The organism is Polyangiaceae bacterium, assembly GCA_020633205.1.
Classification (GTDB): Bacteria; Myxococcota_A; Polyangia; order Polyangiales; family Polyangiaceae; genus JAHBVY01.
The window spans coordinates 276,590-296,512 of the sequence record JACKEB010000020.1 but is presented as its reverse complement, the minus strand read 5'-3'; the positions used below and the strand labels follow the sequence as shown (position 1 = coordinate 296,512).

General features: G+C 64.8%; 15 protein-coding genes. 10 read left to right on the top strand and 5 right to left on the bottom strand.

The genetic code is table 11. The features are described 5' to 3' along the window. The first annotated feature begins 242 nt into the window (after window positions 1–242). The 4 genes from H6718_32465 to H6718_32450 all read left to right on the top strand — a co-directional run bounded on the left by H6718_32465 (window position 243) and on the right by H6718_32450 (window position 4,491). The gene (locus H6718_32465) at window positions 243–1,328 is read left to right on the top strand and encodes a hypothetical protein (protein ID MCB9590173.1); all 1,086 of its coding nucleotides are present in this window, start codon (window positions 243–245) and stop codon (window positions 1,326–1,328) included. Window positions 1,329–1,341: 13 nt separating this feature from the next. Continuing rightward, a complete protein-coding gene (locus H6718_32460) occupies window positions 1,342–2,934 on the top strand; it encodes a hypothetical protein (protein ID MCB9590172.1) in 1,593 nt (530 codons plus the stop codon). Window positions 2,935–3,032: 98 nt separating this feature from the next. After that, window positions 3,033–3,830, top strand: coding sequence for a GAF domain-containing protein (locus H6718_32455; protein ID MCB9590171.1), 798 nt, complete (start codon window positions 3,033–3,035; stop codon window positions 3,828–3,830). 55 nt (window positions 3,831–3,885) lie between these two features. Beyond that, window positions 3,886–4,491 carry a hypothetical protein gene (locus H6718_32450; GenBank protein MCB9590170.1) on the top strand — a complete coding sequence of 202 codons (606 nt, stop codon included), beginning with the start codon at window positions 3,886–3,888 and terminating at the stop codon, window positions 4,489–4,491. Between the two features lie 14 nt (window positions 4,492–4,505). Here the strand turns inward: H6718_32450 and H6718_32445 are convergent, their stop codons facing one another. The 5 genes from H6718_32445 to H6718_32425 all read right to left on the bottom strand — a co-directional run bounded on the left by H6718_32445 (window position 4,506) and on the right by H6718_32425 (window position 9,826). Continuing rightward, entirely contained in the window at window positions 4,506–5,579 is a 1,074-nt protein-coding gene (locus H6718_32445; protein MCB9590169.1) for a phosphotransferase, read from the bottom strand. Window positions 5,580–5,618: 39 nt separating this feature from the next. Beyond that, window positions 5,619–6,065 carry a hypothetical protein gene (locus tag H6718_32440; GenBank protein MCB9590168.1) on the bottom strand — a complete coding sequence of 149 codons (447 nt, stop codon included), beginning with the start codon at window positions 6,063–6,065 and terminating at the stop codon, window positions 5,619–5,621. Between the two features lie 175 nt (window positions 6,066–6,240). Then, the gene (locus H6718_32435; protein ID MCB9590167.1) at window positions 6,241–8,037 is read right to left on the bottom strand and encodes a PD40 domain-containing protein; all 1,797 of its coding nucleotides are present in this window, start codon (window positions 8,035–8,037) and stop codon (window positions 6,241–6,243) included. Between the two features lie 188 nt (window positions 8,038–8,225). After that, window positions 8,226–9,074, bottom strand: coding sequence for a carboxylating nicotinate-nucleotide diphosphorylase (nadC, locus tag H6718_32430; GenBank protein MCB9590166.1), 849 nt, complete (start codon window positions 9,072–9,074; stop codon window positions 8,226–8,228). Window positions 9,075–9,106: 32 nt separating this feature from the next. Further along, window positions 9,107–9,826 (bottom strand): CPBP family intramembrane metalloprotease, encoded by a 720-nt coding sequence (locus tag H6718_32425; protein ID MCB9590165.1) that lies wholly within the window; start codon window positions 9,824–9,826, stop codon window positions 9,107–9,109. A gap of 309 nt (window positions 9,827–10,135) precedes the next feature. Here H6718_32425 and H6718_32420 point away from each other — a divergent pair, with 309 nt between their 5' ends. The 6 genes from H6718_32420 to H6718_32395 all read left to right on the top strand — a co-directional run bounded on the left by H6718_32420 (window position 10,136) and on the right by H6718_32395 (window position 19,920). Further along, entirely contained in the window at window positions 10,136–12,814 is a 2,679-nt protein-coding gene (locus H6718_32420; GenBank protein MCB9590164.1) for a HEAT repeat domain-containing protein, read from the top strand. Between the two features lie 91 nt (window positions 12,815–12,905). After that, a complete protein-coding gene (locus H6718_32415; protein ID MCB9590163.1) occupies window positions 12,906–13,532 on the top strand; it encodes a hypothetical protein in 627 nt (208 codons plus the stop codon). A gap of 134 nt (window positions 13,533–13,666) precedes the next feature. After that, window positions 13,667–15,277: an NAD(P)-binding protein gene (locus H6718_32410; protein MCB9590162.1), complete on the top strand. Its 1,611-nt coding sequence runs from the start codon at window positions 13,667–13,669 to the stop codon at window positions 15,275–15,277. Then, on the top strand, window positions 15,234–16,673 hold the full coding sequence (locus H6718_32405) for a hypothetical protein (GenBank protein ID MCB9590161.1): 1,440 nt from the start codon (window positions 15,234–15,236) through the stop codon (window positions 16,671–16,673). The genes H6718_32410 and H6718_32405 overlap by 44 nt, the downstream gene beginning before the upstream one ends. A gap of 104 nt (window positions 16,674–16,777) precedes the next feature. Continuing rightward, window positions 16,778–17,323 carry a hypothetical protein gene (locus H6718_32400; GenBank protein MCB9590160.1) on the top strand — a complete coding sequence of 182 codons (546 nt, stop codon included), beginning with the start codon at window positions 16,778–16,780 and terminating at the stop codon, window positions 17,321–17,323. Window positions 17,324–17,598: 275 nt separating this feature from the next. Further along, complete coding sequence (locus tag H6718_32395) at window positions 17,599–19,920, top strand: 4Fe-4S dicluster domain-containing protein (protein ID MCB9590159.1); 2,322 nt, start codon at window positions 17,599–17,601, stop codon at window positions 19,918–19,920. Window positions 19,921–19,923: the final 3 nt, after the last annotated feature.

Genomic DNA, 19,923 nt, shown 5'->3' with positions numbered 1-19,923 from the left:
CCTGAGTGCATGGGACATGCCGCTTCGCGTGAAGCGCGGTTGCGCGAGGTTTGTGGGGAGAAAGCCCCCAGCTGTCTCCTCCGACTGAGGAATGCATCCCACAGCTTCGGGCTCTCGATCACTCATATCGAGCGACTCATCCTCGGGGCCGCAGCGTGAACCGCAGCGAAATCCGCCCGCGCGCTGGAGAGGCGTTTTGGCACTAGACTTGCGATGCCCGCTGCCGTTGCCTGGAGGTTCTTATGCCGAGATTGAATAGCTTGGGTTTGGGGTTAGGTGCGCTGCTTCTCGCGACGCTGACCGGCTGCAGCGACGACTCGGGAGAAAAGTCCTCAAGCTCGGGTGGCGCTGCTGGGAGTAGTCAGGGCGGCGCCTCCGGCAGCTCCGGCTCCGCAGGTAGCGCCCAGGGAGGCAGCGCTGGCCTCGCCGCTGGCGGCAGTGCGGGGTTTGCTGCTGGCGGCACCGGGGCGACGAGCGGCGGCAGCGCCGGAGGCGGAGCGGGTGGTTCTTCGGGCAGTGCTGGCAACGCGACGGGGGGCAGCGGCGGCTCCGCAGGCAACGCGACGGGAGGCAGCGGCGGCGCTGGCTGTCCAACGGGCCTGGACGACGAGTTCAACGATCCTTGTACCTTGAGCCAGTGGACGGCGGAGAACTTCCCCGCATCCGCCGCGAGTTACGACATTGGAACAACAGAGTCAGGCTTTCTGACTATTTCGTTCAGCGCGAGCACGCCCAACCAGACGGCGTGGTACGCGAGCTACCGGGGGCCGATCCTGCACAAGCGAGTCAGCGGCAACTTCTGGGTGATGGCTGAGGTACACGCCCAGCACATCAACGATGCGAACAGCGCGCCGACGGGGAGCTACAACTCCGCCGCGCTGCTCGCCAGGGACGTTACCACGCCTGGCCACTGGTTGATGCACAGCCTTGGGCACCACGGTGGCAACAGCAACGGCCCCGGCGCAGGGCTGCCCGGCGGGTGTCCGAACCAAGGGGAATTCGTGGGCGTCGGTAGTGAAGACAAGATCACCGTGAACCAAGCATCCACGTTGTGCCTGAATCCCAGCACCGCGTTTCGTGGTCGACTCGCGCTTTGTCGCATGGGAACTCAGTTTCACATGCTTCAAAAGCTCGAAGGCGAGTCGAGCTGGACGGAGACGAACAACTTCACCCACGCCCAGGTGGGTTCGGAGATGGACGTCGGCCCCGTGGCGAATGCGTGGGGTGTACCGCCCGACGTGAGTTCCCGTTTCGACTGGATCCACTTCGGCGTCCCAGCAAGTGACGCTGACTGCAGCGCCGCAGCCTTCGAGAGCGCGCACCCGTGATATACGCCGAACCATGCGGTGGTGGTTGTGGCTAGGGGCGTGCGTTGGAGTCGCGGCTTGCAGTAGCTCTGGGTCCAGTGGTGGCGAGGGCGGAAGCGCGGGCAGCGCAGGTGCCCAGCCCGACGCATCAGCTGTAGGTGGCAGCGCGGGTTACGGGGCAACAGCCGGGGCCGGCGCAACGTCTTCCGGCGGCGCAACGTCTTCTGGCGGCGCAACGTCTTCCGGCGGAGCTGCGGGCACCGGCGGGGAAGACGCGGGGCTTGCTGATTCCGGAACTGACGCGGACGCTGGCGAGGATGTGTGTTCCGAGGATCGCAGTCAGGACCCGGCGCGCATCTTCTTCCTGGGCAATAGCTTCACCTTCACCGCGAACATGCCCCAAGTCTTCGAAGATCTGGTGGTGGCGAGTGGCTTCACCCCGCCCACCGTTGGTGTACGGGCCGTCGGAGGTCAGACGCTGGCGTGGCACCGTGCGGATACAGACGTCGCGTCAGGACCAACACGCATTCGTGAAGGTTGGGATGTCGTCGTGCTGCAGGAGTTCAGCACCCGGCCGACGGACTCTGTGGGGCCGGCGCAGCAGTTCAAGGTCGACGCGACCTGGTTTCATGATCTCGCCCTCGAAGCGAACCCGGACACCCGGGTGTTCTTGTACGAGACGTTCGCCCGTCGAGCGGGTCATTCACTCTATCCCGGTACGTTCCAAAACCCCGCGGATATGCAGGCGCAGCTACGCCTCCACTATGACGACTGCGGCTTGAACTACATCCCCGCCCACACTCAGGCGCCTGCGCCGCGGGTTGAGGTCGCACACGTCGGTGATGCCTGGGAAAACCAACTGGCCACCGGCGAGCCACCGCGCCTGCATGGAGACGACGACTACCACCCCAATGCCTATGGCGCTTACCTCACGGCGCTGGTGTTCCTCGGCGCGATCTACGACCGTTCCACGCTCGGTCTGCCGCCAGTTGCCATCGATGCAGAGACCGCCCTCTTGCTCCAGGCGCGCGCGGACGAGGTGACCCACGCGACACGCAAGGTGCCGAGCATCGCGTGTCCGGTGCCATTCGCCGTGGGCGACGCGGTGCGCGTCGATTTCGGTCCGACTTCGGCAACGGGCTGGAGCATGCATGATGCGCTGACGGGCGGCAGCGGGCCGCTCACGAGCGTGCAGGGGGCAATGACGGGGATCCGCGTGAACAGCTCGGGCTTCAGCGGCGTCCAGACCGGTGGTTCCGCGGTGAACAGCCTGGGCATGCCCGGTGAGGTCTCCAGCGACTCCCTCTGGGTGGGTTCCTTTGACGGTCATGAAGCGGCGCTCGGCCTGAGCGCGGAAGTCGTTCTCACCGGGGTTCCTGATGGCCGCTACTCCTTGACGCTGTTCGCGTCGCGGGACGGAGACGACGCAGGGCGCGGCCGCTTGACTCGCTATGGCGTGGGCAGCGAGGTGCGCGACCTGGAGACCTCCGACAACACGTCTCAGAGCGTCAGCTTCAGCGGCCTCGAGCCGCAAGCGGGGCTGATTCGCGTTCGCGTCGCTGTCAGTCCTGACGGCCTTGGGCGCTTCGCGTACCTCGGCAGCTTGAGCCTGGAACGCAGCGAGTAGGCTCCTCGGGCGGCGAGGGGGCAAAAGCTTGGCCCAGTGCGCTGGCCTCACGGGACAATTGCGTTCGGAGTCTCGACCAGGCTCCGAAAGGACGAACCATGGCGCTTCAACCCACTCTCGAGCTTCAAATCCGCGAAAAGCAGTCCAGCGTCCCGGAGATCATGCCTCCGAACGCGAGCGACTGGTTGGTGACGAACGGCTCCGCGGTGGTCGGTCCCGTATCGACCGGACTCTTGCTGCGAGGGGTCTCCTTCGGTCGCATCCCTGGAGAGTGCATGGTGCGTCAGGTGCATTGGAATGACTGGCGTTTCCTTGAGGAGATACGCGAGGTCCGCTCCCTGCATCGCTACAAGGATTTGATGGGCAGCACCTGGCACCCATCGCCAGACTTCAGCCTGCCGAGCGCGAAGGAAGACGCGCGCCTGCGCACTCGCGCGGAGCTCATCGGTGCCCGCGATCCAGGTGAGGTACTCCTGCTCGGGCTGAACGCCGCATCAGAGCAGCTAGGGGCGGACCTCGGCCTGTTGCACCGCTTCCGCGAGCCCTACGTCGGCATGGTCACCTCGTACGCCGTTGGGCAGCCGCTGTGGCATCAGCTTGGGGATGTGTTGCGCCAGGACGATCCCGTCGTGGTCGCCGCGTGCCAGCACCGAGGGGTGATTGGCAGTCGCATCCAGGGGCCGGCGCAGACTGCCATCGCGCGGCGCCTGGCCGTGTTTTCCGGCGGGTTGCCTCTTGGAGGCGTCGCGATGTTGCCGGTGTTCGGCTACGGCCGACTGCTCGGCATGTTGGAGCTCGGGCGCCTACGTCGAGGCTTCCGCGTGGCTGACAAGGCGACCTTGGAAGGCATCGGGCAGGCGATCAGCGAGCGCATCGACGGCAGCCTCTGGGCCTGAGCCGCAGGCGGCCATCGGCGGCGGCTCTTTGATGGCGGTGTGCTAGACGGGCGCCATGTCCGATGTGCCTCCCGAACCAGCGTACGACGCCTTCAGCGCAGACGAGCTCTTCAAGGAGTTCTTCTGGCGCTGGTACAAGCCCCTCGAGCGCGAGGTTCGGGGGAGAGATGCGCTGGGCGACGACGTCGAGCCGTTGAGCGGCAGCGGAGAGTCGCGCCTTCCCTCGTACGTACGAGGCAACGTGCTGCGCCAGCTGGCTCGTATGACCGATGCCGCGCGGCAAGACCAAGCTAGCTATCTACCGCCCAATGGTGAGCTGGGCTTCGAGTGGCTGCGTGCCTTCGAAGAGCACTACAGCGTGCGTGAGGCCCAAAACCTGGTGGTCGCGGCAGACGCCGAGAACTCGACGAACGACTTCGTGGTGCTGGTGTGCGAGCTGGGCGCGGTGGTTGGTGCGTTGCTCAGCCAAGCCGAGGGCCTCGAGTGGGTGCCTGAAGCGCCGTACTGGGAGAGCTACCTCGTCGATCGGGAGCGTGCCCTCGTGGTGCGCCCGTTTGCGGCGGCGCTGCGTTTCATGAGCACGAGCCGTAGCTACGCCCTGGGTGAGTGGCTATTGATCGCCCTCGAACCTGGGCGCCGTCGATCGTTGCTCAGCGCGTAACTGCTCCACGCGGACTAGCCAACCAGGCTTCGCGCGATGCCAGCCAGGACCTGCACCATGGGCCCAAAGCGCAGCGCCGTGTCGCTCGAAGCGTTGCCATCCAGGCCGCGCTTGTAGACACCTTGTAAAATCGCCGCGAGGCGGAACAGGCCGAACGCCACGAAGTAGTCGAGCTCGGGGACACCGTCGCGGCCGGTGATGCGCGCGTATTCCTCGACGTAGGCGTCCCTTTTCGGGATCCCCAGGGATTCGAGATCGGCACCCACGTAACCTGAGCCAGTGAAGTCGCCCGCGGGCAGGTGATACAGCATGCAGTGGTACCCCAGATCCGCCAGGGGGTGACCGAGTGTCGCGAGCTCCCAGTCGAGCACGGCGATGACTTTTGGCTCCGTTGGGTGAATTATCAGATTTTCTAGGCGGAAATCACCATGGGCGATGCGCGTCTCGTCTCCCTCAGGGATGTGGGTCGGCAGCCAGTCGATCAAGAAGTTCATGTCCGCCAGGTCTTCGGTCTTCGACGCGGCGTATTGCTTGCCCCAGCGTGCGACCTGGCGCTCCATGTAGTTGCCCGCCTTACCGAAGTCGCCGAGCCCCACCTCGTTCGGCACGATTTGATGGAGCTTGGCCAGAGTCTGAATCGTGGCGCTGGCGATGGCGGCACGCTCTTCGCGATCTCTCGCTTCGGGCATCAGCGGAGCGCGGAAGATGCGCCCTCGGACGTGTTCCATGACGTAGAACGGCGTACCGATCACGCTTGGATCTTCACACGCGACGCGCACCTTGGGCACCGCCACTTCCGAGCCCTGGAGTGCCTTGAGCACCCGCCACTCTCGTTCCACCGCGTGAGCCGACGGGAGCAGCTTCCCTGGAGGCTTCTTGCGAAGCACGTAGCGCTCAGTCGACTCCCCCTCTCCGACCTCCAGCAGGAACGTCGGGTTCGACTGCCCACCCTTGAACTGCTGAACTCTGAGCGGGCCCGGGTGCAGCTCGAACTCACTTCTCAGGTACTGCTCAAGCTTCGCTTCGTCGAAGCGATGCGCTTCGCGCACCGGGCGCAGTTCAACGGGGGCGCTGTCGGCCTGACTCATGGGAGCAGCTTACGCGCCACCTCCAGAATGGTGAAGCGTTCAGGTGGCGTCTGGCTTGAGCAGATCGGACAGCAACGCATCAGCGCGGTCGTCGCTAATACCCAGGCCCTCGATGAGCTTCTGATAGAGGGCGCGCTCCTCGGCGGAGATGTGGTTGTCTGCAGCGGCCACCGCGGCGGCGAGCACCACGGTGATTTCGGCGCGGATGGGATCGTGCTTCAGCGCGTCGATACATTCCGCGAGGCAACCCGCTTCGCCGAGCTCCGCGACTCGCTTTGAAGAGGCGTCGATCATCGACTCCATGTGAGCGGTGCGGACCCTTCCGTTGCTCAGCACATCCAAGGCGCCGCGAAGCACCATGCGCTCCACGTTCAACACCTTCCGATCGGCGGCCATCATCAGGTACATCGCCTCACACAGCGGGCCGTACTCTTCCACGACGCTCAGCGCCTCGACGAGATCGAGGCGGGCGGAAGGCAGGTTCAACGAAGGACGGTCACCACGTCTCTGAAGCTCGTCTCGCAGCGACTCCAGGCGCCTCTTGTGCAGCGGGAACACAGCATTGGGTTAATCCGCCCATCGCGGGAAGCCAAGCGCCGCGATTCGAGCGGCCGAGCGCGTGCGGTTCAGGGCTCGAGAAGGCCGCGGAACCGCGACTACTCTACTGTTCGTCCGAGTAGGTGCGGGATCGGGCCCACTTGCGCCGCCAGCTGCGGCGCGAGAGCAAAACCAGACCAAACAGTCCGAGGCCCAGCGACCAACCCTTGCCCGCCGGTTGCCCCGAGATCGAGAAGTTGCAGTTGATCACGATGTCGCGAGGGTGAAGTGCGTGAACCACCGTGACCATCTGTGGGTTGGTGGCGTCTTGAGTCGCGAGCACGGCGGAGTACTTCCCGTCGAGGTTCGCGATATGCATGCCGTTGCCGCTCGGAAATCCCTGCGAGTCGAAGCTCAGTTGGGTCCAGATCACCTGACGGCCGTCAGGGCTGTAGCGCGGATCGATGTCGTTGCCGTTGTCGTCGCCAAAGCGCCGGGTCGGTGTGCTGAAACCGTCGACCACCAGCTCGTAGATGTTCGAGTCTACGTCGTTCGGACCCTTGGCGGAGAACACGATCGACTGACCGTCAGGCGCCACCGAGAAGGAGCTCAGGTCAGCGTATTCGGTGCCGATTAGCGTCTTCGCCGCGCCGCAGTCGGTGCCGGTCACCAAATGAATGCCAACGCCCAGTGAGCCGCCGAGGGAGCGAATCAAGATGCCGAAGGGCGTGAACGCGAACTGCGCGAGCTTGTCCACTTGCTGCACCGTGCAGGCCAATCGCTGTTGCTTGTCCGGATTGCCCGGTTGGCCGCCACCGACGACGTCGACCGACGAGTAGATGAAGTCACCCGAGTTGTGCTCGAGCCACGCCAGGTGCGTGTCATCCACCCAGACGGGCACGACACCGCTCAAGACATCGTTGCCGTACAGGATGCGCCGGTCCGTACCGTTTACGCCGATCGTAGCCAGACGCACGCCGCCGTTTGCCATCGACGTATCGAGGTACGCCAAGCGTGTACCTCCCGGGTTCAGCGCGAACAGACCCTGGATGCGACCCTCGGTGGAGCCGTCTACCAGCGTGCGCTGCTGAGCATCGCCGCACTTGTTGACCACGGGAGAGACGCGCAGTGAGGACGTGCCCTCCCCAGTGTTCGCGTCGATGTTGACCTCCGGATAGAACACGCCGTCGCCCATCGGCATGTTCCAGCCCGGAAGCGCCATCAAACCACCTAGGAACTCCGTGTCGTTCTTCGGGTCGTTACTCCCGAGGCTCAGCTTGCACGAGACATCTCGGGCGTGCTCCGCGTCGGAATCTACGACTCGAATGAAGTAGTCGTAGCCCTGGGTTCCACCACGTCCCTCGACGAAGGGGACGGGTAGCGCTGGAACGACGACGGTCACGTCCTGGTTCACCGAGCGGTTGTCCGTCGTGGTCGCGGTGACGTTGAAGGTGTAGCTCCCGCCCTTATCCCCAAGGAAACTAACTTCGCCCGGATTGCTGACGTCCAGGCTTGAGTCGCTAACCTGACTGTTTGGCGGGGCGGAGCGGATTACCCAGCTGAAACTGAGATTCTGACCTTCGGGATCCGTGCTCCCCGTGGCGTCCAGCGTGGTCGTGAAGCCAACCAAATCGGGTGTGCTCTGCACGTCGATCGTCGGGTCCTGCAGCACCGCACCGCCGGTCCCTCCAGCGCCCCCACCAGCGCTACCCCCGGTTTCTCCGCTGGCACCGCCAGTGGCTCCAACGCCGCCGCTCGAGCCAGCAGAACCTGCGCTCCCGCCGTCTCCGGCGGTCCCGGCGCTCCCGGCGGTAGCCGAGCCGGCACTGCCACCGTCCCCGTCGATGTTTTCCGCCCGATCCTTCGCCGTACAAGCGAGAGCAAGCAACCCTAACGCGCCCAACCAAGCTGAAGTTCTCACGGCGTTCAGTATCGCGGGGTCCTTGGAAGGTGTCGAGATGCCGGCCGCGTTGAACTGTGTCGACGGCGCCAAGTGGTTGTTTGTTGCCGTCTTCGCTGTCTCGAATCGACGGGTCCTCGAGTTCGACTCGTGAACACCCACGCAGCATGCGGAGCGGTGCCGCTCCCCCCCCAAAAAAAAACCGGCCCTCAGCTATCGATGCGCTGAATGTCGAGGGAGATGTCAGCTGCTGGCGCGGAGTGGGTGAGTGCGCCCACGCTGATGATGTCTACGCCCTGGCTCGCGAGCTCAGCGATGCGCGGCAAGGTGATCCCCCCGGAAACTTCAATCAATGCGCGACCGGCCGCTCGTGCCACGGCCGTGGCGATCTCGCTCGGCGCAAAGTTATCGAGCATCACGATGTCGGCGCCGGCGTTCAGGGCCTCGTCTAGCCCATCGAGGCTCTCTACTTCGATCTCAATCTTCGTGGTGTGAGGCGCGTAGTCCTTCGCGCGGCGCACGGCTTCGCTGATCGAGCCCGCGGCCTCGATGTGGTTGTCCTTGATCAGCACCGCTGAGCCCAGCGTGTCGCGGTGATTGTGGGCGCCGCCGCAGCGCACGGCGTAGCGCTCCAGCGCCCGCAAGCCCGGCGTCGTCTTGCGGGTGTCGACGACGCGCGTCTTCGCTCCTTTGGGCACGGCTGCGGTGTACGTGTGCGCCATGGTCGCCGTACCGCTCATGCGTTGCACGAGGTTCAGCGCCGTGCGCTCCGCCATGAGAATGGGCCTGGCTGCGCCTTCCACCCGCCAAATCGGAGAGCCGGGCTGCACCAGCTTTCCATCGGGCTCACACACCTCGAAGGAGAGGTCGTTGGCCAGGCGCTTGAACACGCGCTTGAACACGTCACCGCCGCACACCACGAGCTCGCTCTTCGCCTTGGCAGTAGCGCGAGCGCGGGTCTCGGCGCTCACCGTCGCCATGGTGGTCAGGTCTTCCCCCGAGAGATCCTCCGCAAGGGCGCGGTCCACGATTTCGTCGATGATGAATTTGGTTAGCATGTCTTAAATCCGTGAGGAAAAATAGAGCCGCGCTATCGACCAAAGCCGAAGCTGTGGGCAATGTAGGCCGCAAACAGGTTGCACATGGCATGGAATAGTACGCCGGAGCCGATGCCGCCCGTGCGCGCTCGCATCCAGCCAAACAGCAGCGAGGGAAAGAACACCGCGAGGCGATCCGGGCGCAGCTCGGTGGCAACATGGCCCACCGCGAACAAGGCACTCGAAACGATCAGCCCGGGCCCGACGTATGCTCCCAGGAGCTTCCAGCGCGGCGCCCAGGCGCGATCGAGCTCGCTCTGGAGAAAACCGCGAAAGAACGCCTCCTCTGGCAGGGCGATCACCGCAATTTCCCCGAGCACGTCCTGGCCCAGGCTCGGCAGTGCAGCCGCGTTCCAGGCGTGGCTTGGTTTCCACCACCAGAGCCAACCCACGACGAACGGCGGAAAGAAGATCAGCGCAGCGCCGAGCGCCCACAGCAGCGCGCGTAGGGTGGAGCTGGCCAAGCGTCGCGGTTCGATGGGCGTGGTCTCCAGCACCCCTCCCAAGGAGAGCCCGCTCGCCCGCACCTCTGCGTCGCCCTTCTTCGAGAGCGCGAACCAGTAGGTGGCGAGCATGAACGTCAGGCCGACCCCAGTGGCGGCGTAGTCCCTGGGCAGGCCATACGACAGCGCCGTGACGACGGTGCTCACCAGCAAGGTCAGGCCGATGGCGCGCAGCGCGATCGACGGGCTCTTGGGTACCGCGGCGGTCACTGGGCGCGTTCTACGCCATCCCGAGCAGGTTCGCTGGCGTTTCTATGCGCTGGAGCGGTCCTCGGTTCCGACAGCTCCGCGGTAGATTTCCGTCGCCAACGATTCGCCGGAAGGCGTTGCCGTTCATCATCTCCACCTGCACCCGCGCTTGAGATAAGGTCGCGCGGCTCTGTGACCGTCGGCTTCATGGCAGTCGCGGAGTGGCTCGCGCAGCTGCTTTTTCGCGCGAGTTGGATCCCTGCGCCGACCCAGGAGCGGCACGCCATCGTCGGAGACCCGCCCTCGGGCCCGGCATGACGGAGGACACCGATGCTCGATTCCAGCCAACCCGAACCCGTTCAGCAGCCCGCCGTCTTCCCGCCCGCCAAGGCACCTTCCGATCGCGTCCACGCGGCGAAGTGGCCACCCGATGACGACGATGTTGGCGGTGGTGGCGGTCTACCCGCCGGTGGTGGCGGAGGCGGCGTTCCGGCCGGCGGCGGCTTCGACGGCGGCGACGGCAACTTCAAGAAGGGTCGCTTCAAGCCCGTCGCGGTGCTCGTCGGCTTGCTCGCCGTGGGCGGCCTGGCGGCTGCCCTGGCGCTCGGTGGCAAGCAAGACGCGGAGAAGCTCACCGTCGAGCAGGCCGAAGAGCAAAAGAAGGCCATCTTTATCCTCCCGGAATCGGAGCAGATCCCGAAGTGGCGCCAGTGGGCCACTGGGGATCGCAGCGACTACCTCAAGCAGGAGGCGATCAAGCAGCTCGCCTACATGAAAGATCCCGATGGCGTCGATCTGGCGATCGCCGCCCTGAAGGAGCCATCGGAGCCCCTGCAAGCGCAGGCAGCCGTGGCCCTGGCCTGGTACGGACCCAAGCTCGCGGAGAAGGCCAAGCAGCCCTTGCTCGAGGCGTTGAAGACAGCAGGCCCAGGCTCGAAGCCGCAAATCGCCTGGGCGCTCGTGGAGCTTGGGGAGAGCTCAGCCTTCAACGAGATCATGACGCTCTATCGCCTGGGTCACCTCTCGAAGGTCCAGCGACTCGACGGTGGCGTCGCGTTCGACACCGAAAAGATCGTCGCGCTGGTGAGCCTGGACGATCTGGCCAAGCTCTACAAGGATGAGAGCGGTGCCGTGCGGCAACTCGTTGCCACGGTGCTCAGCCGGCACGCGGATCCCAAGTACACCGATCAGCTGATCGAGCTGTTGAACGACAAGGACAAGGAAATCAGCCGTCAGGCGGCGCCTGGCCTCGGCAAGATCGGCGACGATCGCGCCCGTCAGCCGCTGGTGCGCGCGATTCGCGGTGCCGACAAGGACAGCCGCAAGGAGTACCTGAAGGCGCTGCGCGACGGCATCGGCACCGCCGGCCTGGTGCTCGCCTTCGATACCATCGAAGAGGGCGACACCCCGGAGCAGAGCTGGCACCAGACCAAGGTCATCATGGACATGATCCGCGAACTGGCGGATCCGCGGGGAGGCGACGCGCTGTTCACGTACATCGCCACCAAGCCGCACATCCACTGGCAGACCGAGGCCGCCTTCGCGCTCGCAGAGATTGGCGATGTGCGCGCCGCGCCGACGCTGGCCAAGCGCCTGCGCATGGATCCGCTGAAGATCTACTCGGACAAGAACGACTACGAGATGATGCTGAAGCGCGACGACAAGGAGCGCGTCGTGGCCTCACGCATGCTCGCCGACCTGGGGACGCTACATCCTGACAAGGCGGAGCAGCTGCGCGTTCAGACCGAGGACGCGATCATCTTCTGGATCCACGACCTGCCGACGCCCCACGCCAACGGATTGCGCGCGCTCTCCAACATGAAGAGCGAGAAGGACATCAAGCAGCTGCGTGACTGGGCGTTCCCGCCGGAGGCGCTGCCACTGGAAGGGCAGCAGCCGCCGCTCCCGAAGGCCTGGGAAATCTCCCAGAGCGCGTTGCGCTACATCGGCACCTACAAGGACAACCAGGACTTCCCGAACCTGGTGAAGCAGTTCGACCGCAAGCCGCCGGACATCACGGTGACCATGGACGGCTTGATGGGCGGCGGCATCGCGATGCTCGGCATGGCGCTGCGCGCGGTGGGCTACGGCGCTGCGGACGGCCTCAGCGAGTTCGGCGACAACAAGGCCTTCAAGCCCATGCTCGAGTACATCGAGCGTCCGAAGGAGAACGAGCAGAGCCGCATGCGCGCCTGCGCGGCCCTCGCTTGGGTCGCCAAAGACGAGGACATGATCGAAGTCGCCAAGAAGATCGGCGAGTACAACAAGCCTGACAAGGACGACCAGTTCCGCAGGGAATGCTTGCTCGAGACGTTGATCCAGCGTCCCACCAAGGGCACCTCGGCGGCGCTCGTCGAGCTGATCACCCCCGAGGCTTCGCTCAAGGCGCGTAACCAGGCAGCGCGCGCGGTGGGTATGGCAGGCTTCGATCAGGCGGTGGAAGACAAGCTCTTCAAGCTGATGGAGAGCGATGCGCTGCGCGTCGATGCCGCGTTGGCGTTGATGCTCGGCGGCACCGAGTCCACGGCCAAGCGCGCCATGGCCTTGTTCGCTGACAAGGACAAGACCGAGGTCGAGGCGTTGCAGCAGCTTTGGTACAACACCTTCGGCTACTGGAGCACCGAGGACCTCGAGCAAGGGCGTATCTTCCGCTGGATCGATAACGCCCAGGCCATCAGCGAGGTGCCGATCAAGCAGACGCCTCAAGAGTGGGCGCGGGTGATGCTCGAGAAGCAGATGAACAACCTGTCCATCGACAACGGGCCGCACTCCTTCACGCGCGTGGTGATGCGCATGAAGCTGATGCAAATGGCGAAGGGCAGCGACGAGGCGAAGCGCGCAGGCGCGATCCGCGCGCTCAAGTTCATGGGTGAGCAAGGCGTGCTGCTCTCGCTGCGCGACGAAAAGGGCCCGACCGGCGAGCTCGCCAAGGCGGCCTACCACGACCTCATGAACCCGAAGATCGTCACTGGCGTGGCGATGCCCGAGGACGCGAAGAAGGACGACTGAGCGGCTTCGTCCAGGGTGGGCGCCTCGGGAAAGGCGCTCGCTCACCGTTGCGGGTTTTCGCTGCCCGGAGCGGTGCTAGAGTCAGCGCTCCGTGAGCCCTGCAGCGAAAGCCCACATCACCAAGGCGCCAAAGTTCCTACTTGGCGCCTTGGCGCTTTTTGTCCTGGCAGAAGCGTGTAGCCCCGCGCGCCCGGCGGCGAGCACGAAGTCCAAGGCGACCCCAGAGCTCGCCAACGTGTCGCTTCCTCCCGGTGTGGTGCTGGAGCGGGTGTGTGTGCCGAGCGGTCCGGAGCTGTGCTTCAACGCCATCGACGACAACTGCAACGGCGTGCTCGATGAAGGTTGTGGCCTCCACACCGGGCTCGTGCAGTTCACCATCGCGTGGAGCGAAGCGGACGCGGACGTCGATCTCGAGGTGACGGATCCTAGCGGTGAGCTAGTGGAGGTCGGCCGCGTGAGCGAAGACGGCCTGGTCAAGGAGCGCGACTGCCCAGGTTCGCGCAACGAGTGCCTCGGTCAGAACATCGAGAACGTCTTCCTCGATCAGGGCGAGCCCGCGCGCGGTGAGTACTCGGTCGTGATCCGCGTCGAGAAGCTCGGCACCTCTCAGCCGCCCTTGGAGGTCACGCTGGGCGCTCGGGTTGGCCCGAAGACCTTTGCCACGCGGATCCGCTTCAAGGCTGACGATGAACAACAAAAGCTCGTCTTCGAGCTATGACCAGCACACCCTCGAGTGTGGTGGAAGCGTTCTTGGGAGCCTTCGGCGCATTCTCGCTGAGTCTCGACTGAGCCTCTCTGGGACCGATCAGCCTGGGCTCGACGGGCTCCGCGGCAGGTCTTACGCCCCACCTCGTGGCGCAGGAACGCGAAAGCCGTCAGAACGCGCAGGGCGTCGTCGACTGCCTGATCATCGGAGCGGGTTTTGGGGGGTTAGGGGCGGCGGTTGGTCTCCTCGGATCCGGCGCAAGCGTTGTGCTGTGCGAAGCACTGCGCTACCCAGGCGGCTGTGCCAGCAGCTTCACCCGGGGGGGCCAGCGCTACGAGTCCGGGGCCACGCTGTTCAGTGGCTTTGGTCCAGGACAGCTGTTCGATGACTGGAGCCGCCAGCTCGAACTGGGCGTCGAGTTTCAAGCCCTCGACCCGCTGATTGAGCTGCGTACGCCAGAGCTGGTACTCCCCGTTTGGCGCGACCGCGCTCGCTTCGTCGAGACGCTGTCTGCGCTCGAGCCGCGCTTCGCGTCCAGCTTGCAGCGTTTCTTCGCGGAACAAAAAACCATAGCGGACACCCTATGGCAGCTGTTCGATACGCCGGAGCTGCTGCCCCCGTTTCGCAGCAGCTCTCTGTGGCAGCACTCCCTGCGTACACCGAGCTACCTGAAGCTGCTCCCGCTGATCGGGCAGCCCCTCGGTCGCTACATCGAACGCCATGGCTTGAGTGAGTGCCAGGCCCTCCGGACCTACCTGAACGCGGTGTGCCAAATCACCGTGCAAACCGCTGCAGACGAAGCGGAAGCGCCTTTCGCGCTGGCTGCCCTCGACTACTGCTTTCGCGGGACAGGGCATGTCGCTGGGGGCATTGGCAGCTTTGCCTCCGCGGTCACCGACGCGATCTCACGTCGGGGCACCGACGTTCGCTTCTCCAATCGGGTGCAGCGCATCGCGCGGGAACCGCTTGGAGACTTCCGAGTCGAGACGCGGCACGGCACGTGGCGCGCGCGAAGTGTGATCGCAAACTTGCTGCCTCAAGACCTGGCGCGTTTGCTTGGCTACGCGGACGCGGAGCTCAGAGAGTTGAGCGCGCAGGTCGAGTCGGGGTGGGGAGCCGTGATGAGCTACCTGACTCTGGACGCTACCAAGCTCTCAGAGAAGGCGGCGTTTCACCTGCAGTTGGTCGCGGACACGGAGCAGGAATTTTCATGCGGAAATCACGTGTTCTGCTCCGTGAGCGACGCTCGTGAGCACAGCGACGGGGTAGCCTCGGGATCGAAGCAACGGAGCGCCACGCTCTCGACGCACGTGAAGCTGGCTTGGCTCCGCAGCCTGAGCGAGTCGGAGCGGGCTGATACGGTTCGAGCGATCCAGCAGGCCATGCGCCGCACCCTCGAGCTGCGCGCCCCGGAGGTTGCAGGTGCCGCGCTCCACTGGATGCCAGCTAGCCCGCGCACCTTCGAACGCTTTACCGGCCGCTTTGGCGGATACGTCGGGGGCGTTCCGCGCCGAGCTGGACTCGCAAACTACCGGCGCCTTGGGCCGCTGCGGGTCGAACCGGGACTCTACCTGGTGGGGGACAGCGTTTTCCCCGGGCAGAGCATCCTTGCGGCGGCCCTTGGCGGCTTACGCACCGCCGAAGCAATCTGCGCAAAGGAGTTGGGGATCGGCATTGGCAAGCGGCGCCTCTCGGCACAACATGCCGACCCTCATGTCAGCCCTCCAGCGCGCTCTCGAGGCGCTCCAACGCGGTAACCCCCTCTCTGGTGAGCGCATCGTCACCGACGCCGTGAAGATCGCGGCGCAGGCCTACGGGGCCCAGAGCGGTCGCGCTTGCCAGGCGCACTTCGAGGCGTCGCAGTTCTTTCACGCTGCGGGTAAGCCAACGGAGATGCTCATGAGCTTGCAGGCCGCCGCGCGGGTCGTGCCGCAAAACGAGGAAGAGCAAGCCGCGCGCTTCGGTTACCTGTTTCAGCTGGGCGCGGCCCTGGATCGCCAGGGTCAGCTGTCAGCCGCCGAGCAGGTGTTGCGGGCGCTGGTCTCTGAGCTGAGCGAGACCTATGGCGAGCTCGGTCAGGCGGTAGCGACGGGGAACACGGCGCTCGCCGGTGTGCTCTACGAGCAAGGCGAGATCGAGGAAGCGCTCGCGCTGGTCGACGGCGCGGTTCAGACGCTGGCGTCCCTGGGAGATGCGGGCGTGGCTCCGGCGCTCGCGCTGCGAGCCTTCGTGGTCAAGGCATATAGCCCCGTCGAACCATCATTCCCTGAGGAAATGGAGCTGCCGCCTGAACTAGTCGAGACGCTGGCGGAGGCCGCCCTGGAGCGCGTACCCCAATCAGCGCCACCTCTCGCGCTGTTGGCGCTCTCCGATATCGAGGCGTTGGTTTGCGAGAGCCTGGGAGACACCCACCGGCTGCGTGGTGCCCTGCTGGCGCAGACGGTGCGCACGGCGGCGGAAGCTGGCGACGATGACGCTCAGATGCGTGCGCTGGGGGTGCTCGATAAGCTCGCGAAGGGTGCTGGTGACCTGCTTGGACAAGCGGACATCCAGATCGCGTTGGGAGAGGCTCACGCCGCGCAGGGCCGCAAGGCGGAAGCCATCGCAGCATTCGAGCGGGCGGCGGAGTTCGCTGCGAAGGGCCCGCGAGTGCTGGCGCTTGGCTTGGCGCGCCATGCTCAGTACCGTGCGGCAATAGGTGATGACGCCGAGTCCCGGGAGCTCATGGAGCGTTCCGTTGAAGCGGCGCGTGACTCGAAGGAACAGGAACTGATCGGCAGCTGCCTGACGACCCAGGGCGTGCTCTTGCAGCATGCCGGCGATGATGAGGCCGCGGGCAAGCTGGAGGCAGCGCTCGATCTGCTGACGCTGGGACATCCCGATGCGGATATTGCAACCGAGCACTTGGAGGCGCTGGAGGAGGGCCGGCCCTGTGGGTGTTTTGGGGATACTGCGTTGCTGCAGGCGGTTGCCACCGCTCTCGAGGCGCGCCTGCCCGCGGGCTTGTTGCGCAGCGTGGCCCAAGATCAGGATGGATTCCGCGTTGATCTGGCGCGTGAGCCATCAGCGGAGGAGCACCAGCTCGTCGAGCGCGCGCTGAACGAAGTGCTTCAGGAGGTGACCGCCGCCGCTGAAGACGCATCCGGCAGCTGAGTCAGTGTCCTGACTTGATGCTCATCTCGTCGACTGGACGAACCGATCTGGAGCGGTGATTCTGCGGCCAAAGCCCTGCGGTCCTGAGGTACGCTCAGCGGATCGTGGGGGCGCAGGTTCTTGGCAAGGTGACGCACGCAACGGACGGTCCGCGGGGACCTGACGTGGAGCACCGCATCCAGATCCCTCGGGAGTGGCTCGAGGAAGGCGCCAGCATCGAGTTCGAGCTGCCGCGCAATCTCTCGTGTGCGGTGTGCGGTGGAGGCGGGTGCGACGCGTGCGAGCGCGCCGGAGCCATCAGCACCCGTGGACGTCGTGAGCTGCCCGAGCTGGTGCAAGTGAAGTTGCCAATGCACTCAGACGACGGTCCTCCGTCGTCAGGGCCGCGCTCCTTGGTGATCCGCGTACCCGCCCACGGCGGGCTCGCCCCGGAAGGCAGCGACTTGCCGCGGGGCAATTTGCTGCTGAAGGTCAGGATCGCCGAAGAGCCCGAGGAAGGCGTGACGCGAGTCGAGGACGCGCTCGCCGTGGTCCCGCCGACTCCCGGTCCCGAAAAACCGGCGATGGCGCTTTGGGTCAAGCTGCTGGCAGCGGCCGTGGTGCTGTACGTTATCGTGCTGATTCTGCTGAGAATTTCCGGACGAGGTTGACGCCTGCGGCAGTGCATTTCGAACCTGCGGCGCACTTTGTCCAACAAATTTGCGAGCCCGATTGACGCGCGGCAGCATTAGCCTCTAAGACACCACGCGGCCTGCTGCCTGAACCACCAGGCACGCAACGCTTGAAAAACCAGCTCCCCACGTCGGGACGCTGGGTTTTGGTAAGCCTTGGCAGCCAGGCTGCCTTCCCGTTACTTCTGCGCCCCGTCGCGCGTGTTCCCCGAGAGCTACGCCTTCTCCCCCAAACGGCGTCTAGAGAGGTCCAGATGAACCCCATCGCAATGGCCGCAGTCATCCTCAGTTTGCTCGCGATGTTCGCGTGGAGCGCTCATCGTCGGTGGGCGATGCTGAAGGTGGGTGGCCCCACCCATGAAAGCCGTGTTTCCAACATCGGTGCACGCGCCAAGGCAGTCTGGGTTTACGCCTTCTTCCAGAAGAAGATGCGCTACTACCTGGCGGCGGGTCTCGCGCACCAGTTCATCTTCCTGGGGTTCGTGCTGCTGCTCGCGCGGTCGATCATCCTCTGGGGCCGTGGCTTCGACCCGAGCTTCAACTTGTTCATCCTCGGGCCGGAGCCCGTTGCTGGAATTCCGCTCGGAAAAATTTACAACCTGCTGAAGGACGTGCTGGCGTCCCTCGTCGTGCTGGGCGCGCTGGTGTTCGTGTACTACCGCACGATCAACAAGCAGAAGCGCATGGCGCTCAGCTGGGAGGGTCTGTTGATCCTCGGCATCATCATCACGATGATGCTCGCGGACATCTTCTACGATGGCGCCGCTCAAGTGCTGCACGTGAAGCACGCCGCGCTGTGTGCGAACCCCACGGGCGACCTGGTCGCGACCTGCGGAAGCATCCAGACGATCGTCGCGCCGCTTGGCTCCCACGTTCCCGAGCAAGTCCACTTCAGCCCTTGGGAACCCGCGGGCTCGAGCGCCGCGTTGGCGGTGCAGGGGCTCTCGCCCAACGCGCTGGTCATCCTCGCGCACATCGGCTTCTGGACGCACTCGAGCCTGGTGTTGATCTTCCTCAACATCCTGCCCTACTCGAAGCACTTCCACATCCTGACGGTGATGCAGAACGTCTTCCTGACGGACCTCACCCCCAAGGGCCGGATTCGCCCCATGGCCAAGAACTCTGACGAGCTCATGGCGATGGTGGAGAAGGGCATGGAGTCTGACGACATGCACGCGGCGCCGATTGGCTACGCGCGCATTCAGCACTTCACCTGGAAGGACGTCCTCGACTTCTACACCTGCACTGAGTGTGGACGTTGCTCGGACAATTGCCCTGCGGCAACGACCGGCAAGATCCTCAGTCCCAAGCACTTCACCCTCGACCTGCGGGATCATCTGTATCACCGCCAGGACGAGATCATGGAGGTCACCAAGATCAACCGCGTGCTCCTCGACGACCTACGTCCGAAGGAAGGTGCGGAAGAAGGGGGTGAGGAGAGCGCTGAGGAGTCGACGGAAGAGGCGAGCGCCGAAGCCGACGGCGGCGAGAAGGCCGACAGCGGCGAGCGCGTCTTCGAAGACCTGAACTTGGTGCCCGGCGTCGTTCACGAGGACGTCCTCTGGGCATGCACCACCTGCCGCGCCTGCGAAGAGCAGTGCCCGGTGATGATCACCTACGTCGACAAGATCGTGCAGATGCGACGTAACCTGGTGACCATCCAAGGTGAGTTCCCCGCGGAACTGCAAGGCCCGTTTGATGGCATGGAGACTAACGGCAATCCGTGGAATCTGTCGCGTATGGACCGCGCGAACTGGGCCGAGGGTCTGGACATTCCGCTGGCCTCTGACAAGCCCGACGCCGAAGTGCTCTACTGGGTCGGCTGCGCTGCGAGCTACGACGACCGCGCCAAGCGCATCTCGCGCGCAACGGCAGCGCTGTTGCGTCAGGCTGGAATCGACTTTGCCGTGCTCGGTCAAGAAGAGACCTGCACTGGCGACTCAGCGCGCCGTGCAGGTAACGAGTACCTCTTCATGACCTTGGCCGAGGCGAACATCGAGACGCTGAACGGATACAAGGAGCAGGGTGGGGTGAAGAAGATCATCACGACCTGCCCCCATTGCTTCAACACCCTCGCCAACGAGTACCCGGATTTTGGCGGCAAGTACGAGGTCGTTCACCACACGGACTACCTCCTGGGGCTGGTCGCCGAGGGCAAGCTCAAGCCCGGCAAGTCCGTCAACGCCAAGGTCGTCTATCACGACAGCTGTTACCTCGGCCGTTACAACGACATCTACGATCCGCCGCGCAAGATCCTCGAAGGCATCCCTGGCGTACAGCTCGTGGAGCCCGAGTACTGGACCAAGAACAAGGGCCTGTGCTGCGGCGCTGGCGGCGCGCAGATGTGGATGGAAGAGCAGAACAAGGACCGCGTGAACATCAAGCGGACCAAGCAGCTGCTCGAGACCGGTGCGGACACCATCGCGTCCGCGTGTCCCTTCTGCATGACGATGCTGACCGACGGCATCAAGGCTGAGGAGAAGGAAGACAAGATCAAGCAGCTGGACATCGTCGAGCTGCTCGCCATCTCCTGCGGCGCCGAAGAGAAGCAGCCCGAGGCAGAAGCCGCCGAGTGATCA

Coding starts and splice junctions, on each gene's coding strand:
- H6718_32465 (MCB9590173.1), top strand. CDS start 243: ATGCCGAGATTGAATAGCTTGGGTTTGGGGTTAGGTGCGCTGCTTCTC.
- H6718_32460 (MCB9590172.1), top strand. CDS start 1,342: ATGCGGTGGTGGTTGTGGCTAGGGGCGTGCGTTGGAGTCGCGGCTTGC.
- H6718_32455 (MCB9590171.1), top strand. CDS start 3,033: ATGGCGCTTCAACCCACTCTCGAGCTTCAAATCCGCGAAAAGCAGTCC.
- H6718_32450 (MCB9590170.1), top strand. CDS start 3,886: ATGTCCGATGTGCCTCCCGAACCAGCGTACGACGCCTTCAGCGCAGAC.
- H6718_32445 (MCB9590169.1), bottom strand. CDS start 5,579: ATGAGTCAGGCCGACAGCGCCCCCGTTGAACTGCGCCCGGTGCGCGAA.
- nadC (MCB9590166.1), bottom strand. CDS start 9,074: ATGCTAACCAAATTCATCATCGACGAAATCGTGGACCGCGCCCTTGCG.
- H6718_32420 (MCB9590164.1), top strand. CDS start 10,136: ATGCTCGATTCCAGCCAACCCGAACCCGTTCAGCAGCCCGCCGTCTTC.
- H6718_32405 (MCB9590161.1), top strand. CDS start 15,234: ATGTCAGCCCTCCAGCGCGCTCTCGAGGCGCTCCAACGCGGTAACCCC.
- H6718_32395 (MCB9590159.1), top strand. CDS start 17,599: ATGAACCCCATCGCAATGGCCGCAGTCATCCTCAGTTTGCTCGCGATG.